Source organism: Streptomyces sp. NPDC058674, assembly GCF_042716505.1.
Classification (GTDB): Bacteria; Actinomycetota; Actinomycetes; order Streptomycetales; family Streptomycetaceae; genus Streptomyces.
Window position 1 is genome coordinate 41,539 of the sequence record NZ_JBHXSC010000011.1, and the last position, 16,733, is coordinate 58,271.

At 72.2% G+C, this 16,733-nt stretch carries 10 protein-coding genes; 2 read left to right on the plus strand and 8 right to left on the minus strand.

The genetic code is table 11. From position 1 onward, the window contains the following. Positions 1–56 precede the first annotated feature (56 nt). A complete protein-coding gene (locus ACFWU6_RS08700) occupies positions 57–2,153 on the plus strand; it encodes a restriction endonuclease (RefSeq protein ID WP_383979532.1) in 2,097 nt (698 codons plus the stop codon). A gap of 143 nt (positions 2,154–2,296) precedes the next feature. On the opposite strand, the gene ACFWU6_RS08705 is transcribed toward ACFWU6_RS08700, so the two are convergent. Together ACFWU6_RS08705 and ACFWU6_RS08710 are read right to left on the minus strand one after the other, a co-directional pair. Beyond that, the gene (locus tag ACFWU6_RS08705; RefSeq protein ID WP_383979535.1) at positions 2,297–3,409 is read right to left on the minus strand and encodes a CobW family GTP-binding protein; all 1,113 of its coding nucleotides are present in this window, start codon (positions 3,407–3,409) and stop codon (positions 2,297–2,299) included. Positions 3,410–3,423: 14 nt separating this feature from the next. After that, positions 3,424–4,575 (minus strand): citrate synthase/methylcitrate synthase, encoded by a 1,152-nt coding sequence (locus tag ACFWU6_RS08710; RefSeq protein WP_383979538.1) that lies wholly within the window; start codon positions 4,573–4,575, stop codon positions 3,424–3,426. A gap of 70 nt (positions 4,576–4,645) precedes the next feature. Here ACFWU6_RS08710 and ACFWU6_RS08715 point away from each other — a divergent pair, with 70 nt between their 5' ends. Next, positions 4,646–5,872, plus strand: a complete 1,227-nt coding sequence (locus ACFWU6_RS08715; RefSeq protein WP_383979541.1) for a citrate synthase — start codon at positions 4,646–4,648, stop codon at positions 5,870–5,872. 124 nt (positions 5,873–5,996) lie between these two features. On the opposite strand, the gene ACFWU6_RS08720 is transcribed toward ACFWU6_RS08715, so the two are convergent. The 6 genes from ACFWU6_RS08720 to ACFWU6_RS08745 all read right to left on the minus strand — a co-directional run bounded on the left by ACFWU6_RS08720 (position 5,997) and on the right by ACFWU6_RS08745 (position 16,653). Beyond that, a complete protein-coding gene (locus ACFWU6_RS08720) occupies positions 5,997–7,604 on the minus strand; it encodes a glycoside hydrolase family 13 protein (protein WP_383979544.1) in 1,608 nt (535 codons plus the stop codon). Between the two features lie 60 nt (positions 7,605–7,664). Continuing rightward, positions 7,665–8,540, minus strand: coding sequence for a carbohydrate ABC transporter permease (locus ACFWU6_RS08725; protein WP_383799663.1), 876 nt, complete (start codon positions 8,538–8,540; stop codon positions 7,665–7,667). Positions 8,541–8,568: 28 nt separating this feature from the next. Next, positions 8,569–9,477 carry a carbohydrate ABC transporter permease gene (locus tag ACFWU6_RS08730; protein WP_383979547.1) on the minus strand — a complete coding sequence of 303 codons (909 nt, stop codon included), beginning with the start codon at positions 9,475–9,477 and terminating at the stop codon, positions 8,569–8,571. 132 nt (positions 9,478–9,609) lie between these two features. Continuing rightward, the gene (locus tag ACFWU6_RS08735; RefSeq protein ID WP_383799669.1) at positions 9,610–11,010 is read right to left on the minus strand and encodes an extracellular solute-binding protein; all 1,401 of its coding nucleotides are present in this window, start codon (positions 11,008–11,010) and stop codon (positions 9,610–9,612) included. Between the two features lie 202 nt (positions 11,011–11,212). After that, positions 11,213–12,223, minus strand: coding sequence for a LacI family DNA-binding transcriptional regulator (locus tag ACFWU6_RS08740; RefSeq protein WP_383979550.1), 1,011 nt, complete (start codon positions 12,221–12,223; stop codon positions 11,213–11,215). A 146-nt stretch (positions 12,224–12,369) separates the two neighbouring features. Then, positions 12,370–16,653 (minus strand): discoidin domain-containing protein, encoded by a 4,284-nt coding sequence (locus ACFWU6_RS08745; RefSeq protein ID WP_383979552.1) that lies wholly within the window; start codon positions 16,651–16,653, stop codon positions 12,370–12,372. Positions 16,654–16,733: the final 80 nt, after the last annotated feature.

The window sequence follows — 16,733 nt, forward strand, 5'->3', positions numbered from 1 at the left end:
TCCGCGCGCCCCTTAGTGTTTTCCTCGTACGAGCGGGTGGGGGGAGAGCACAGCTGATGAGCCGTCGATCGAGCGGTGGACTGATCGGGGTCTGGGCCGAGGCGCAGCGCCGGCAGCAGCGGACGCAGCTGATCCAGCAGCGGGAGGCCGAGCGCAGGCAGCGGGCCTACGAGCGCGACGCGGCCAGGGGGCAGCGGGAACAGCAGGCCGCGTACAGACAGCACCGCGAGGCCGAGGCCCGCCGGCGCACCGAGCGGATCGACGCCGAGGTGGCCGCCCTGCAGGGGCTGCTGGCCTCCGGCTGCCGGGCGCCGGCCTTCCGGATGGCCGCGCTGGTCCGGTCGGAGCAGCTGGAGCCCTTCGCCCCCGGCACCCTGGCGCACCCGGTGCCGATGCCGCACCTCGAGCAGTTCCGGCAGCAGGGCGGCGGCCGGCCCCTCGGCGGCGGCCGCGCCCGGACCGAGCAGGAGGCCCACGCCCGATACACCGAGGCCTGGCAGGCGGCGCACGCCGCCGAGGCCCGGCGCCAACAGCAGCTGGCGGCGTACCGGCAGCAGTACGACCGGTGGGCGGCCGAGCAGCTCGCCGGGGTCCGCCGGCACAACAGCGGACTCACCGAGCTGGCCGGCGCCCTGCGCTCGGGCAATCCCGAGGCTGCCGTGGAGTACTTCTCGGCAGCGCTCTACGCCTCTTCGGCCTGGCCGCAGGACCTGCCCCGGCAGGTGGCCGCCGCCTACGACCCGGTCCTGCGGCAGCTGGTGCTGGACTGGGAGCTGCCCCGGTACGGGGCGGTGCCGCAGGTCAAGTCGGTGCGGTACGTGCCGAGCACGGACCAGGACAAGGAGACGGCCCGGCCGGCCGCACAGCGCCGCGCCCTGTACCGGGACCTGCTGGCGCAGTGCGTGCTGCTGGTCCTGCGCGACGTGTACGCGGCCGACGAGTTCGGCGCGCTGGACTCGGTGGTCGTCAACGGCTTCGTGGACGACCACGATCCGGTGACGGGCCGGGAGGCCCAGATCGTGCTGGCCACGGTGTCGGCGCCGCGCGCCACCTTCGAGGGGTTGCGGCTGGAGCAGGTGAGCGCGGTGGACTGCCTGGTGGAGGGGTTGCGCGGACAGCTGTCCGCGCGGCCCGACCAGCTGACTGCGGTCCGCCCCGGTCGGCGGCCCGGCGAGGTCGGCGCCGTGGTCAGCCACGGCGGCCACCGCGGCGACGGGGACGGGGACGGAGACGAGCCGGACCTCTTCGCGATGGACCCGATCGCCTTCGAGAACCTGGTCGCCGAGCTGTTCCGCGCGATGGGCATGGAGGCGGTGACCACGCAGCGGTCGGGCGACGGCGGCGTGGACGTCGAGGCGCTGGACCCGGCCCCGATCCGCGGCGGGCGGATCGTGGTGCAGGTCAAGCGCTACCGGAACACGGTCCCGCCGACGGCGGTGCGGGACCTGTACGGCACGGTCCAGGACGCGGGGGCGAACAAGGGGGTGCTGGTCACCACCTCGTCCTTCGGGCCCGGGTCGTACACCTTTGCCAACGGCAAGCCGCTGGAGCTGGTTCCCGGAGTCGAGCTGGTGGCACTGCTGCACCAGTACGGCCTGCGCGGCCGGCTGGGCGACGGCTCCGCCCCGGGACTCCCGGCGCAGCGCACGCCGGAGGCGGAGCCGGCCGCCGACCGGAACGTGCTCGGCATGTCCTGGTCGGGCGCGGTGGCGCTGGACGTGTGCGCCCTTGTCTGCACGGGCGGCCGGGTGCTGAGCGAGGACCACTTCGTCTTCTTCAACAACCCCCGGACGCCCGACGGCTCGGTACGGACCCGCGCGCACGCGGCGCCCGACAAGGCGGCCGTCGAGGTCGCCTTCGAGGCCCTTCCACGGGAGGCCGACCGGCTGGTGCTGGTGGCCGCGGTCGACCCGGAGGTCAATCCGCACGCCGACCTGGCCGGCTTCACGGACGCCCGCATCCGGCTCCTGGACGCGGCGGGCGCGGAGGCCGGTCGGCTGGAGGTCTCCGACGGCCGGGCGGGCGAGACCGCCCTGGTCCTGGGCTCGTTCCGGCGCCGCTCCAACGGCGACTGGGATTTCGTGATCGGCGGCAAGGGCTACCGCGGCGGGCTGGAGGACCTGCTGCGGGAGTACGGCGTCGAGGTCGCGTAGCCGGCCCGGGCCCGGGATGCGGGGCCGGGCCGGGCCGCCCCCGGCGGTGGCTGTCCCGCTTCGTGGGCGAGGCGGCGGGGGCGGCGGGGGTGGCCGGCGCGGCGGGCGCTGCGGGGCCTTCGGCGCGGCGGGCGTTCGAGGCGTCAGTTCTCGTCCGGGGCCTCGGCGGGCTCGCGCCGCGCCACGTACCGCAGCACGCCCCACATGCTCTCGGGGCCCAGCTCGTGCGGAGCCTCTTCGCGGCAGGCCTCCAGTTCGCGCAGGAGGCCGGGGCCGTCGATGCCGGAGCCGATCAGGACCAGCTGGCTCAGCCGGGGCTCGCCCCGCCCCCAGGGGCCGGGGGTGAAGCGGAGGAAGCGGCCGACCGCGTGGATCTCGTACCGCTCGCCGTGTCCGGGGACGTCGAACCGGACGAAGCCCTTGATCCGGTAGAGGCCGGCCGGGCGCCGGTCGAGGAAGTCCATGAAGCGGCGCGGGGAGAGCGCCCCGTCCGAGACGAACTCGACGCTCTCGTAGAGCGCGTGAGCGTGCCCCTCGTGCCCCTCGTGCCCCTCGTCCCCCGTGTGGCGCGTGTGGCCCGCACCCGGTTCGCGGGCGCCCGCCTCCGCGAGCAGGTCTTCGAAGGAGAGCTGCCCGCGGGTCTGCGTCCACGGCCTGCGGTCGAAGAGGAGTTCGGGGTCGATGCGGCCGTGCTCGACGCCCACCCGCGGGGTGCCCGGGGCGCAGAGCGTGTCGAGGACCGCTTCGATGCGGGCCCGCTCGGCCGCGTCCACCCGGTCGGTCTTGTTGAGCACCACCAGGTCCGCGACGGCGAGGTGGCGGTCGGTCTCGGGGTGCTTGGCGCGGGTCGCGTCGAACTCGGCCGCGTCCACGACCTGCACCAAGCCGCCGTAGTGGACGTCCGGGTTCTCGCAGGCCATCAGCATCCGGATCATCTCCTGGGGCTCGGCCAGCCCGCTCGCCTCGATGACGATCACGTCGATGCGGTGTGCGGGCGCCGCCAGCTTCTCCAGGTAGGCGTCCAGCTCGCTGCCGTCGACGGCGCAGCACAGGCAGCCGCCGCCGAGGGAGACCATCGAGTCGCCGAGCTGGCCCGCCACCGACATGGCGTCGACCTCGATCGATCCGAAGTCGTTGACGACGACTCCGATGCGGGTGCCTCCCCGGTGGGCGAGGAGGTGGTTGAGCACGGTGGTCTTGCCGGAGCCGAGGAATCCGGCGAGGACGACGACGGGAATGGGCTGCCTGCTGTTCACCCCGCCGATCGTAGTCAGCCCGGCGCGGGCACCGGCTGCGGCGGGGTGGGGCCGGTGTAGCGGGCCGCCGGACGGATGATCTTCGAGTCGGCGGCCTGCTCCAGGATGTTGGCGCTCCAGCCGACCACGCGGGCCGCGCAGAAGGTCGGGGTGAACATCTCCCGCGGCAGTCCGCAGAGCTCCATGACCACGCCCGCGTAGAACTCCACATTGGTGTGGAGCTCGCGGCCGGGCTTCAGCTCGGCGAGTATCCGCTCGACCTGCCGCTCGACCTGCACGGCGAAGTCCACGAGCGGGCCGCCGAAGCCGAGTGCGATGTCGCGCAGCATGCGCGAGCGCGGGTCCTCGGTGCGGTACACGGGGTGGCCGAATCCCATGATCCGGTCGCCCGCGCGCACCCGTTCGCGAATCCACGGCTCGATCCGGTCCACGGTGCCGATGGCGTCGAGGGTGTCCAGGGCCCGGCTGGGGGCGCCGCCGTGCAGCGGGCCGGAGAGCGCGCCGACGGCTCCGGTCAGGCAGGCCGCGACGTCGGCCCCGGTGGAGGCGATGACCCGGGCGGTGAAGGTCGAGGCGTTGAAGCCGTGGTCCACGGTGGAGATGAGGTACTGCTCGACCGCGCGGGCCCGGACCGGGTCGGGTTCCCGTCCGGTCAGCATGTAGAGGTAGTTGGCCGCGTACGGGAGGTCCGCGCGCGGTTCGACCGGCTCCAGCCCCCGGCCGAGCCGGTGCAGCGCGGTGAGCAGGGTCGGTACGGCGGCGCAGGCGGCCAGCGCGTCGGCGGCCCGGCGGCCGGGGTCGAGGTCGTAGACCGGGCGGAAGCCGGCGCAGGCTCCGAGCAGCGAGAGGGCGGTCCGCAGTCCGGACAGCGGGCCGGAGAGGGCGGTGGCCCGGGCGAGGGCGGGCAGGGCGTCGCGCACCGGGGCGGGCAGGGTGCGCAGCGGGGCGATCTCGGCGGCGAAGGCCTCGCGCCCGGCGGCCCCGGCCGGCAGGGTGCCGCGGAACATCAGGTGCCACACGTCCTCGAAGCTGCGGCTCTGGGCCAGTTCGACGGCGGAGTACTGGCGGTAGTGGTAGAAGCCCTCCCGGCCCCGGACGTCCCCGAGCTCGGTCTCGGTGACCACGACTCCCGCGAGACCGCGGGGTACTTCGACGATGGTGTTCATGGACCGACCATCGATGATTGATGCAATCCTTGTCAACATTGATTGAATCAATGTGTATAGGGTGGTGCGCATGGAAGAAGACCGACGGCTGACCACCCGGCAGGCCGCCGAACTGCTCGGCGTGAAGCCGGCGACGGTGTACGCGTACGTCAGCCGCGGCCAGCTCACGAGCCGGCGCGACCCGGTCGGGCGCGGCAGCAGCTTCGACGCGGGCGAGGTGGAGGCGCTGGCCGCGCGCAGCCGGCGGGAGGCGGCGGCCCCCTCCGGGGAGCCCTCCGTACGGACCTCGCTGACGCTCATCGAGCCGGACCGGTACTACTTCCGGGGCGTCGACGCCGTGGAGCTGGCCTCGCGGTACCGCTACGAGGAGGTCGCCGAGTGGCTCTGGAGCGGCTCCCTGGCGCAGGGGGCCCGCTTCACCGCTCCTCCGGACTCCCTGGCCGCCGCCCGGCGGGCGGTGGACGCGCTGCCCGAGCACGGCGGGGCCGTCGACCGGCTCCGGGTGGCGACCGCCGCCGCGGCCGTTGCCGACCCGCTGCGCTTCGACCTCTCCCCCGAGGCCGTACTGGGCTCCGCACGCTGCCTGATCCCGACGCTGGTCGGCGCCCTCCCGCAGGTCGGGCGGAACCGCTTCCCCGCAGACGGACGCATCTCCCGACAGCTGTGGGCACGGCTGACGGCGCGGGAGCCCGATCCGGACGCGCTGGCCGTGCTCGACCTCGCCCTGGGGCTCCTGATCGACCACGACCTGGCCGCCTCGACCCTGGCCGTACGGGTGGCCGCGTCGGCGCGCGCGCACCCGTACGCGGTGGTCTCGGCCGGGCTCGGCGTGCTCGAAGGCCCCTTGCACGGGGCCGCCGGCCGGCTCGCGCACCGGATGCTAGCGGAGGCGCTGGAGCGGGGCGGCGCCGCACCCGTCGTCGCGGACCACCTGCGGGCGGGCCGGCGGGTCCCGGGGCTCGGCCACCGGCTGTACCGGGGCGAGGATCCCCGGGCGACCGCGCTGTTCGCACGGCTGGAGGCCCTGCCCCAGGCCGGCCCCGCGCTGGGGGCCGCCCGCGAGGTGGTCGCCACCGCCGCGGCCCGGCGGCCCGGTCTGCACGCCAATGTGGACCTCGCGCTGGCCGTGCTGACGGTGTCGTGCGAGATGTCGGCGGAGGCCGGGGAGACGGTCTTCGCGGTGGCGCGCACGGCGGGCTGGATCGCGCACGCGCTGGAGGAGTACCAGGAGCGGCCGCTGCGGATGCGGCCGAGCGGGTTGTACCAGGGGCCCCGCCCGCCGCAGCCCCTGCCGTGACGGGCCCGCGTGCGGGTCCGCGGCACCGCCCGCCGGGCCGCCGCCCGTAGCGCCCGCGCCGCCCGCAGAGCCCGCAGAGCGCGCGGCGCCGCGGACGGAGGGCGCCGGCGGTCCGGCCGCGGCGTCAGGTCCGCAGCCAGACCGCCGTGTCCTGCGGGAGCAGCCCCGCGCCGTCGAGGGCGGCGCTGCCCAGCAGGAGCGTCGTGTGGGCCGGCAGCGGGACCGGCTCCGCGGACAGGTTGACCACGCAGACCAGCCCGTCGGGGCGGGTGAAGGCCAGCACCCCGGGCGGGGCCTCCAGCCACTCCAGGCAGCCGCCGCCGAAGCCGGCCGCCGCGCGGCGCAGCCCGAGGGCCGTGCGGTAGAGGGTGAGCATGGAGTGCGGGTCACCGTCCTGCCGGTCGGCCGCGTAGGCCGGCCAGTCCGCGGGCTGCGGCAGCCAGGGGTCGTTCCAGGGCTCGGCGGTCCACGGCAGCGGGACCCGGCAGCCGTCCCGCCCGGGGTCGGTGCCGCCGGACCGGAAGTGCATCGGGTCCTGGATGCGGCCGATGGGGACGTCGGCCTCCGGGAGCCCCAGCTCCTCCCCCTGGTAGACGTACACCGCGCCGGGCAGGGCGAGGGTCAGCAGGGCGGCGGCGCGCGCCCGGCGGGTGCCGAGCTCCAGGTCGGTCGGGGTGCCGAAGGCCTTGGCGGAGAAGTCGAAGCCGGTGTCGGCGCGCCCGTAGCGGGTGACCGTGCGCGTCACGTCGTGGTTGCAGAGCACCCAGGTGGCCGGCGCCCCGACCGGCGCGTGCTCGGCGAGGGTCTCCTCGATGGAGGTGCGCAGCCGTCCGGCGTCCCACGGACAGCTCAGGAAGGAGAAGTTGAAGGCGGTGTGCAGTTCGTCGGGGCGCAGGTAGCGCGCGAAGCGCTCGGAGTCGGGCAGCCAGACCTCGCCGACGAAGACGCCGCCGTACTCGTCGGCGATGGCACGCCAGGAGCGGTAGACGTCGTGCAGGTCGTCGCGGTCGATGTACGGGTGGGTCTCGCCGGGCCGGGGCTCCGGCGGGCGGCCGGCCAGGTCGGGCAGCTCCGGGTCCTTGGCGAGCAGGGCGGCGGAGTCGATGCGTACGCCGGCCACGCCGCGCTCGAACCAGAAGCGGAGCACCTCCTCGTGCTCCCGGCGCACGGCCGGGTGGTCCCAGTTGAGGTCGGGCTGCTGCGGGGTGAAGAGGTGCAGGTACCACTCCCCGTCCGGTACCCGCGTCCAGGTGGGGGCGCCGTTGAACTGCGAGGGCCAGTCGCCGGGGGGCAGTTCGCCGTGTTCGCCGCGGCCCGGGCGGAAGTGGAACAGTTCCCGCTCGGGGCTGCCGGGGCCGGCCGCGAGGGCGGCCCGGAACCACGCGTGCTGGTCGGACACGTGGTTCGGGACGATGTCGACGATGGTCCGGATGCCCAGACCGCGGGCTTCGGCGATGAGCTTCTCGGCCTCGGCGAGGGTGCCGAAGGCGGGGTCGATGGCGCGGTAGTCGGCGACGTCGTAGCCCCCGTCGGCGAGCGGGGAGAGGTACCAGGGGGTGAACCACAGGGCGTCCACGCCCAGGTCGGCGAGGTAGGGCAGACGGGCCCGGACACCCGCGAGGTCTCCGGTGCCGTCCCCGTCGCCGTCGGCGAAGCTGCGGACGTACACCTGGTAGACGGCGGCCGAGCGCCACCAGTCGGCGGCGTCTTCGGGCAGGGGAAGGTCAGCCACGGAGGGGTCCTTTCACAGGGGGCGGCCGGGCGCGGCGGCGACGGTGAGGCCTCGGGGTGGTCAGCCCTTGAGGGAGCCCGCGGTGAGACCGCTCATGATGTTGCGCTGGAAGATCAGGAAGATGACGAGCGTGGGCGCCGAGGCCATCGCCAGGGCCGCGATGAGGTGGTTCTCGGGCACGCCGCCGGCGAGCGAGTGGATGCCGACGTTGAGCGTCTGCAGCGCGGGGTCCGGGAGGGTGAGCATCGGCCAGAGGAAGTCCTTCCAGACGCCGACGACCGCGAAGATCGACACCACGCCCAGGATGGGGCGGGACATCGGCAGGACGATGGAGCGCAGCGTGCGGACCGCGCTCGCCCCGTCGATGGCGGAGGCGTCGAGGACCTCTCGCGGGATGGAGTCGAAGAACCGCTTCAGCAGGAAGATGTTGAAGGCGTTGGTGACGGACGGGAGCCAGATCACCCAGGGGGTGTTGAGCAGGTTCCGCTCGATGATCGGCATGTCGAGGACCGTGAGGTACTGCGGTACGACGAGGACGGTGGCCGGGATCATCAGGGTCGCCAGCATCATGCCGAGGACGGCCTTGCCGAAGACGGGTCTGAGCTTGGAGAGCGAGTAGGCCGCGGCCACGTCCAGGACGAGCTGGAAGGCGAGGGCGCCGAAGGCGTAGTAGCAGGTGTTGAAGAGCAGCTTGGCGAGGTCCATGACCTTCCACGCGGCCTGGTAGTTGGCGGTGTGCAGGGAGTCCGGCACCAGGGTCGGCGGGACCCGGGCGAACTCCTCGGTGCTCTTGAGGCCGTTCGCCACCATCCAGTAGAGGGGGCCGAGGAAGACCAGGGTGAAGCCGGCCACCACCAGGACGAGGACCGTCCAGTAGAGGATCCTGCCCCGGGTGCGGCCGAGTCGGGCCGGCGATATCAAGGTGCGTTCTGCCATGTGGAGTACTCCCTGGGCGGGTTCCCGGTCAGTTCTCGTTGTCGCGGCTCAGGCGGACGTACACCGCGGAGAAGCCCGCGAGCAGGAGGAGCAGGCACAGGCCCAGGGCCGCGGCGCCGCCGTACTGGTTGAAGCTGAAGGCGTACTGGTAGATGAGGACGACGACGGTCGTGGTCGAACCCTCCGGGCCGGCGCCGCCGGTCAGCAGGAACGGTTCGACGAAGACCTGCATCGTCGCGATGACCTGCATCAGCAGCATGAGCGAGAGGATCAGCTTGGTCTGCGGGATCGTGACGTGCCAGATCTTGCGCAGCAGACCGGCCCCGTCGAGCTCGGCGGCCTCGTAGAGCTCGCCCGGGACGCCCTGGAGGGCGGCCAGGTAGATCAGGGTCGCGCCGCCCATGTTCATCCAGGTGGAGGCGAGGACCACGGAGAGCATCGCGGTGTCCGTGGACTGGAGCCAGTCCTGCGCGGGAAGGTGCAGGAATTCCAGTGCCCGGTTGAAGAGGCCGTGACCGGGGTCGTAGAAGTACTTGAAGAGCAGGATCGAGGCCACCGGCGGCATCATCACCGGGAGGTAGACCAGCAGCCTCAGGTAGCCCTGCGCGTGGCGGAACTCGTTCAGCACGAGGGAGACCACGAAGGGGAGGGCGAAGCCGAGGAGCAGGGCCAGCCCGGTGAAGAGCAGGGTGTTGCGCCAGGCCTGCCAGAAGCTCGGGTCGGCGAAGACGTAGGTGAAGTTGTCCCAGCCGACCCAGCGGGTGGTGCCGCCCTCGGTCTTCTGGAAGGCCAGCAGGAACTCCCGGACCATCGGGTACCAGGAGAAGAAGGAGAAGCAGAGGACGGCGCCGATGAGGAAGCCGTGGGCCGTGATGTTCCGCTTGAAGGCCCGGAGGAGCTCCGCGCGGGAGTCCCGGGACGGGGTGGGGGCCGGCATCGCCGCTCGCTCCTTGGTGGGTCGTCGCCATCGGCGGATCGGGGGTGGGGAGGGTGGGCCCGGGAGGCGGACGGGCCCGAAGGCGGGGAGCCCGGGGGGCGGGGAGGCTCACCGCCGGGCCCACCCGCGCCGCTACTGGTTCCCCAGCACCTGGTTGACCGCCTTCTCGGCGTCCCCGAGGAGCTGGGCGGGGTCGGCGTCCTTGTTGGTCAGGACCCCCGACATCACCTTGTCCAGGACCTTGTAGACCTCCTGCGCCTTCGGCGGCTCCGCCTTCGCGGGCACCGCGTTGTCGAGGAAGGGCTTGAAGTTGGCGACCGGCATGGTGGCGCTCGCGGCCTTCAGCTCGTCGTCCTTGGCCTTGCTGGCACCGGTGAAGAAGGCGGGCTGGGGAAGGCCGACGGGCAGGCCGTCCGCCTTGCTGCGGTCGTACTGGAACTGGCCCTTGCCGACCGTGAGCGTCTTGAAGTTCAGCCAGGCGACGGCGGCCTTGACCTTGTCGGGCGAGCTGCCCTTCTTGATCATGTAGCCGTTGCCCCCGGCCAGGGTGGCCGCGCCGCCCGGGACGGGGCCCATGCCGAAGTTCTCGTACTGGGCGCCGAGCTGCTGGACCATGTACGTGATGTCGTCGGGTGCGGCGATGAACATGCCGAGCTTGTCCGAGGCCATCTGCTTCTGCAGGTCGCCCCACTTGAGCAGTTGGGTCTTGCCCATGCTGTCGTCCTGCCAGCGCATCGCGTGGAGGTTGTCGACGATCTGCCTGCCCGTGGCGTTGTTGAAGGCGGCCTTGCCGTCGGCGCCGACGATGTCGCCGCCGAGGCCGTACATCGTGGCCGTGTAGTGCCATCCGCCGGTGTTCTCGACGCTGTACTCGCCGAAGCCGGCCGTGCCGTTGCCCAGGCCCGCGATCTTCTTGGCGGCGGCGCGGACCTCGTCCCAGGTGCGCGGCGGGTTGTCGGGGTCGAGGCCCGCCTGCCGGAAGAGCTTGCGGTTGACCAGCAGTCCCATCGCGTAGTTGCTGGTGGGTACGCCGTAGAGCCTGCCGTCGCGCCTGAGGACGTTCAGGACGTTCTTGTCGATGTCGTCGAGCGCGGGCACCGAGGCCGGGGTGACGTAGGCCGTGATGTCCTCGGCCCCGTCGTTGTCCAGTACCTGCTGGAGGTCGGTGAAGTAGGCGTAGAAGACGTCCGGCTGGGACTTCGCCTTGAGCATCGCGGTGAAGCGCGGGGGCTCCAGGCACTGCCCGGGGGTGGAGCGGCCCTCGATGGTGACGTTCGGGTAGGTCTTGTGGAAGGTCGCCACGTCCTCCTTCCACTCCTTGAGCTCGGCCGCCTTGGCCGCGGGCGGCATGCAGTCGATGGAGAGGGTGACCTTGGTCTTCGGGTCGAGCGGGGTGGTGGCGTCGGTGGAACCGCCGCCGGCCCGGGGCTCGGCGTCGCCGCCGCTGCTGCTCGTGCCGCAGGCCGCGAGGGCGGTCGCGGCGAGCGCGGAGACGAGGGCGGCCGCGACGTTGCGACGGACGTTGGTTCTCATCGGTGGTCCCCTTCGAGCATCGGGCAGGAGGCGTGGGGCGAGCGCGGCACACTCAACCACCACCCACAGATGGACGCAATATCTCGCGCAGATTTCGTAAGAGATTGACAGTCAGACGTCGGGCACTGAACGCACAAAGGGCTCCGGACCGTCCACTGGACGTTCCGGAGCCCTGGGGGCCCGCGTGCGGGCGGTACGGGTCCTACGCGCGCGGAGCCTGCGCCGTGGAGCCGCGGACCACCAGCTCCGGCTCGAAGAGCAGCTCGCCCGGCTGGACGACGGCCCCCTGGATCTGCGCGGTGAGCAGTTCGACGGCGGCCCGGCCCATGGCCTCGATGGGCTGGCGTACGGTCGTCAGCGGGGGCTCGGTGCAGTTCATGAAGGCCGAGTCGTCGTACCCCACGACGGAGACCTCCCGGGGTACGTCCAGCCCTCGGCGGCGGGCGGCCCGGACCGCCCCCAGGGCCAGTGGATCACTCGCGCAGATGATGCCGGTGACCCCGCGGTCCAGCAGCCTGGAGGCCGCCGCGTGGCCGCCCTCCAGGGAGAACAGGGCCCGCTCCACGTGGGTCGCGGGCAGCTCGGTGCCGGCCTTGGCCGCCACCGCCTGGGCCGCGACCAGCTTGCGCAGGGAGGGCATGTGGTCGGGTGGCCCGAGCACCAGGCCGATCCGCTCGTGCCCGAGAGAGGCCAGGTGGCGCCAGGCCTGCTCGACGGCGACGGCGTCGTCACAGGCCACGCAGGGGAAGCCGAGGTCGTCGATGGAGGCGTTGATGAGCACCACCGGGACCTTGCGCTCGGAGAGCAGTCGGTAGTGGTCGTGCGGGGCGTCGGCCTGCGCGAAGAGGCCGCCCGCGAAGACGACGCCGGACACCTGCTGCTGGAGCAGCAGCTCGACGTAGTCGGCCTCGGACACCCCGCCGGCGGTCTGGGTGCACAGCACGGGGGTCAGCCCCTGCTGGGCCAGCGCGCCGCCGATGACCTCGGCGAAGGCCGGGAAGATGGGGTTCTGCAGCTCGGGCAGGACCAGTCCGACCAGCCGGGCCCGTTCGCCGCGCAGCTGGGTGGGGCGCTCGTAGCCGAGCACGTCGAGGGCGGTCAGCACGGACTGGCGGGTCGCCGCCGAGACGCCCGGCTTGCCGTTGAGCACCCGGCTGACCGTTGCCTCGCTGACTCCCACCTTCTTCGCCACTTGAGCAAGTCGTCGCGTCATGAGCGCAAGAGTAGCGCAAGAATTGCAAGTTCCTTGCGGTTCGATTACAGCCAGTTTGCCGCATGCGCGCGCGTCCCGGAAGGGCCGCGCGCGCACGGGATCCGGCGGGGGGGGCGGGGCGCCCCGCGGAGCGCCCCGCCGCACGGTCACGGAAGCCGGTTGATCCGGAACGTGGAGGTCGTGTTCCGCACGTCCACCGCGTTGTCGTTCATCCGCAGGTTGTGGATGGTGACGTCACCGACCGCCGGCCCCTGTCCCGCCTCGGGCATCTCGTTCGCCCAGAGGCCGAAGCCGGACTTCGCGTCGAAGGCGTCGCCGCTCTTCCTCGCGCCGGTGATGGTGATGTCCCGCAGGACGGTGTCCTTGATGGGGTTGACCGGCTGACCGCCGACGTACTGCGTCTGGAACATGATTCCGCTGTACGTCGGGTCGACGATGTCGACGTTGTTGATCCGGATGCCCTGGAACACCTTCGACGCCGAGAAGAGCCAGATCCCGGGGAAGGTCTGCGCCCCCCAGAAGTGGCCGCCCGCCCGGACGATCGAGATGTTCTCGAAGGTCGTCGGATCGGTCCCGAACCCGTTCATCGGGTACCCGAAGTCGAGCGAGCTGATGGTGATGCCCGAGTACACGAGGGTGTCGGCGATGTGGATGTTGCGGAAGGTGTTGTTGAAGCCGCCGTAGACGGCGACACCGGCCGCCCGCCAGGTGAGGATCGTGGTCAGGTTCTCGTAGACGTTGTTCTTCATGTCCGCGCCGCCCGCGTCGATCGCCGAGAAGAGCGCGAAGCTGTCGTCACCGGTGGCCCGCGCCTCGTTGTTGGTCACGAGGTTGTCCGTGCTGCCGTTGGTCATGTTGATGCCGTCGGCGAACATGTCGCGGATGCGTGAGTTCTTGACGGTGATCCGGTCGGTGTTGGCGCCCCAGTAGAGGCACACCATGTGCTCGTTCCAGATGTTGTCGATGGTGATGTCGGAGACGTTGGCGAAGTCGAAGACCTTGCCCGGGCCGTCGATGCGCGAGGTGTAGTTGCCGAAGTAGGCGAAGCCCGAGAAGGACGAGCCCTTCGCGGTGCCCTCCGCCCGCCAGCCGATGTCCGTGTTGTCCTGGGTCGACGGGGCCCGGAAGCGGGTGAACCACGGCCCGGCTCCGACGACCTGCACGGCCTTGCCGTACACCTGGAACTTGCCGGCCGTCTGGTAGTCGCCCGGCGGCAGGTAGACGCCGACGAGCTTGCCGGTGGTGTCCGTGCGGACCTTGTCCAGGGCGTTCTGCACGTCCTGGTGGGTGGTGCCGGACGGCACGGTGTGGGTCGCCGGGTCGGGGTTGGGGATCGCGGTGGCCTGCTCCAGGCTCACGAAGTCGATGGCGTAGGTGGAGGTGTTGGACGCGTCCTTCTGGAGGCGGATCCTGCTGCCCTGCGGGACGGTTTCACCGAGCAGGATGTTGGCCTCGTCGTAGATGTGGCGCGGAGCGCCGGAGCCGGGCGAGTTGCCCGGCGCGGCCTCGGCCCCGTACAGCCACGCGTACTTGGAGGTCAGCGGCAGGGTCTTCTTGAGGGTGCCGTTCACGTAGACGTTGATGGTGGAGTCGATGCCGCCGCCGCCCGGTGCGTCCGGGATGGAGAAGCGGGTGACGAGGGTGTTGGTGGCTGCCCGGGTGGTGAACTCCACGTACTCACCGGTCGCGTCGAGGTTGACGGCCTTGCGGCCCGAGGCCTCCCCGGCGATGTCCCCGACGGTCCGGTTGGGGCCGACGACACCGGCTCCGCCCCCGACGACCCCGTCCTCCGCCTCGTACATGTCGAAGGGCATGTTCGCCCCGCGGCCGACGAAGAGCGGCTTGGCGGAGGTGTTGTTGCCGCGCTTGACCGGGAGCTCGTTGGCGTCGTCGGCGAGGACCACCTTGACGGTGTACTTGCCGTTGGCGGCCGGCCAGCTGCCGAGCGCGATCGGGGCGGTCGAGGCGCCGGCGGCGAGGGCCCCGGAGAAGGAGCCGGTGAGCGTACGGACCGTGGCGCCGCCCGCGTCCTGGAGGAGGAGGGTGACTCCGTGGGCCCCCGCGGCGGCCGCCACGGTGCCCTGGTTGCGGACGGTGACGGCGAAGGCCACCGGCTGTCCCGCGGACGGAGCGCTCGGCGACCAGTTGACGGCCGATGCCACCAGGTCCGAGCTGTCGACGGGCCGGACCACCAGCGGAGATCCGGTGAAGCCGTTGTTGGTGTCGTTCTGCTCGACGACCGTGTTCGCCTCGTCGACGACCGCGGCCAGCGGGTAGCTCCCGGCGTTTCGCGGTCCGATCGCGGCGGTGACGGTGGCCGTGGCGCCGGCGGCGAGGGCGGGCACGTTGGCCGTACCCACCGGGGTGCCGCCGAGCTGGAAGGTGACGGCGGTGGCGGCGGCCGGCGCAGGGCCGCTGTTCTTGACGGTGGCCGACAGGGTGACGGGGTCCGACTCCACCGGGGCGGTGGGAGCGGCGCTCAGGCCGGTGATCTCCAGATCGGGGTTGGGGGCTGGGACGCCAATGATCTGGAACTCGGCGATCTGTCCGTTGGAGGAGCCGGTGTTGGAGGTGAAGCGCAGCTGCACGTCCGCGACACGGGCGGCCAGCGGGATGGTGACCGTGTTGCCGGAGGCCGGGTTGAAGGCGTAGTCCTCGGCGGCGACCAGGACGGTGGCTCCCGCTGCGCCCTGCTCACGGCCGAGGACCTGGATGTTCTGCGTACGGGCGCCCCAGGCGCTGTCGGGGTTGAGCTTCAGGACGAGGCGGTCGACGTCGGCGTTGGCGCCGAGCCCGACCGCGAGGGTGCTCGGGTAGGCGCCGGGCGCGCCCTCCCAGTAGGTGGCGGTGTTGTTGTCGTTGGCGTTCTCCGCGACGAAGGTGTGGACCACGGAGGAACCGGTGACCGGCTTGCCGACGGCCAGGTTGGAGCCGCCGCCCCCGGAGCCGTTGCGGATCACGGTATTGCTGTCGCCGGACCGGTTGCCGGCGGCGTCCTTGGCGCGCACGACGTAGCGGACGGTGGCGCTCGCCGGCTGGGTGTCGGTGTAGGCCGTGACGCTCCCGGCCACCGTGGTGCGCAGCACGTTGTTCGCGTACACCTCGTAGCCGGTGACGGCCACGTTGTCCGTCGAGGGCTGCCAGGTCAGCCTGATCTGGCCGGTGGCGGGCTCGGTGAGGGCGAGCGCGGCCGGGGCGGTCGGCGCCTGGGTGTCGCCGGTGTCACCGGTGCGGGTGACGCCGTTGCTGTCGGGTGACTGGTTGCCCGCGGCGTCCTTGGCGCGCACGACGTAGCGGACGGTGGCGCTCGCCGGCTGGGTGTCGGTGTAGGTCGTGACGCTCCCGGCCACCGTGGTGCGCAGCACGTCGTTCGCGTACACGTCGTAGCCGGTGACGGCCACGTTGTCCGTCGAGGGCTGCCAGGTCAGCCTGATCCGGCCGGTGGCGGGCTCGGTGTAGGCGAGCGCGGCCGGGGCGGTCGGCGCCTGGGTGTCGCCGGTCCGGGGACCGTAGATCTCCAGTTCCGAGAGCTGTCCGCCGGGCTGGACGGAGTTCAGCGATATCAGCACCCGTACGTACCGGGTGGTCGTGGCGTCGAAGGTGAGGGACACGGCGTTGCCGCCGGCCGCGTTGAACTCGTGCGCCTTGGAGGCGGTGAGGTCGGTGAAGTCGGGGCCGTTGGCGCTGCCCTGGATCTTCAGGGTCTGGGTGCGGGGTCCCCAGCCGTCGGGCAGCCGCAGGACCACGCGGTCGATGCGCAGGGAGGCGCCGAGGTCGGCCTGGATCCACTGGGGCATCGCGTTGTTCACGCTCTCCCAGTAGCTGGCGTTGTTGCCGTCGTTGGCGTTGGCCGCGATGTAGGCCTGGGTGTTGCTGCTGGCCGTCAGGGTCTTGCCGAGCGCCAGGTTGACGGAGGAGTCGCCGGCGGTGCGGACCTCCAGCTCGGAGAGCTGGGCGGCCTGCCGGCCCGTGTTGGCGGTGATGTCGATCCGGACGTACCGGGTCTGGGTGGCGGGGAGGGTGATGGTGACCGTGTTCCCGTTGCCCGGGCCGAAGGTGTACGCGGCCGAGGTCACCAGCGTGTTGAAGCCGGTGCCGTCGGCGCTGCCCTGGACGGACAGGCTCTGGCTGCGGCTCTCCCAGGCGGCGGGCAGTTTGAGCACCACCTGGTCGACGCGGCCGGCGGCGCCCAGGTCGGTCTGCACCCACTGGGGGAAGGCGGCGCCGGAGCTCTCCCAGTACGTGGACTGGTTTCCGTCGGTGGCGTTGGCGGCCGGGTAGGCGCCGTTGCTGCTGCTCGCGGCCGCGGGCCGGCCCGCGGCGGTGGCCGTTCCGGCGGCCGCGGCATTCAGGGCGGGCCAGCCCACCAGCAACAGGGCAGTGCTGATCAAGGCGGCCAGGGCCCGCCCTCTCCAGTTGAGCCTTCTCATACGTCCTCGTCCCTCGACATGAGTTTTCTGAACCAGTTGAGACAGGAATTTGCGACGTGCGGTGCGAGAATTGCAGAGCC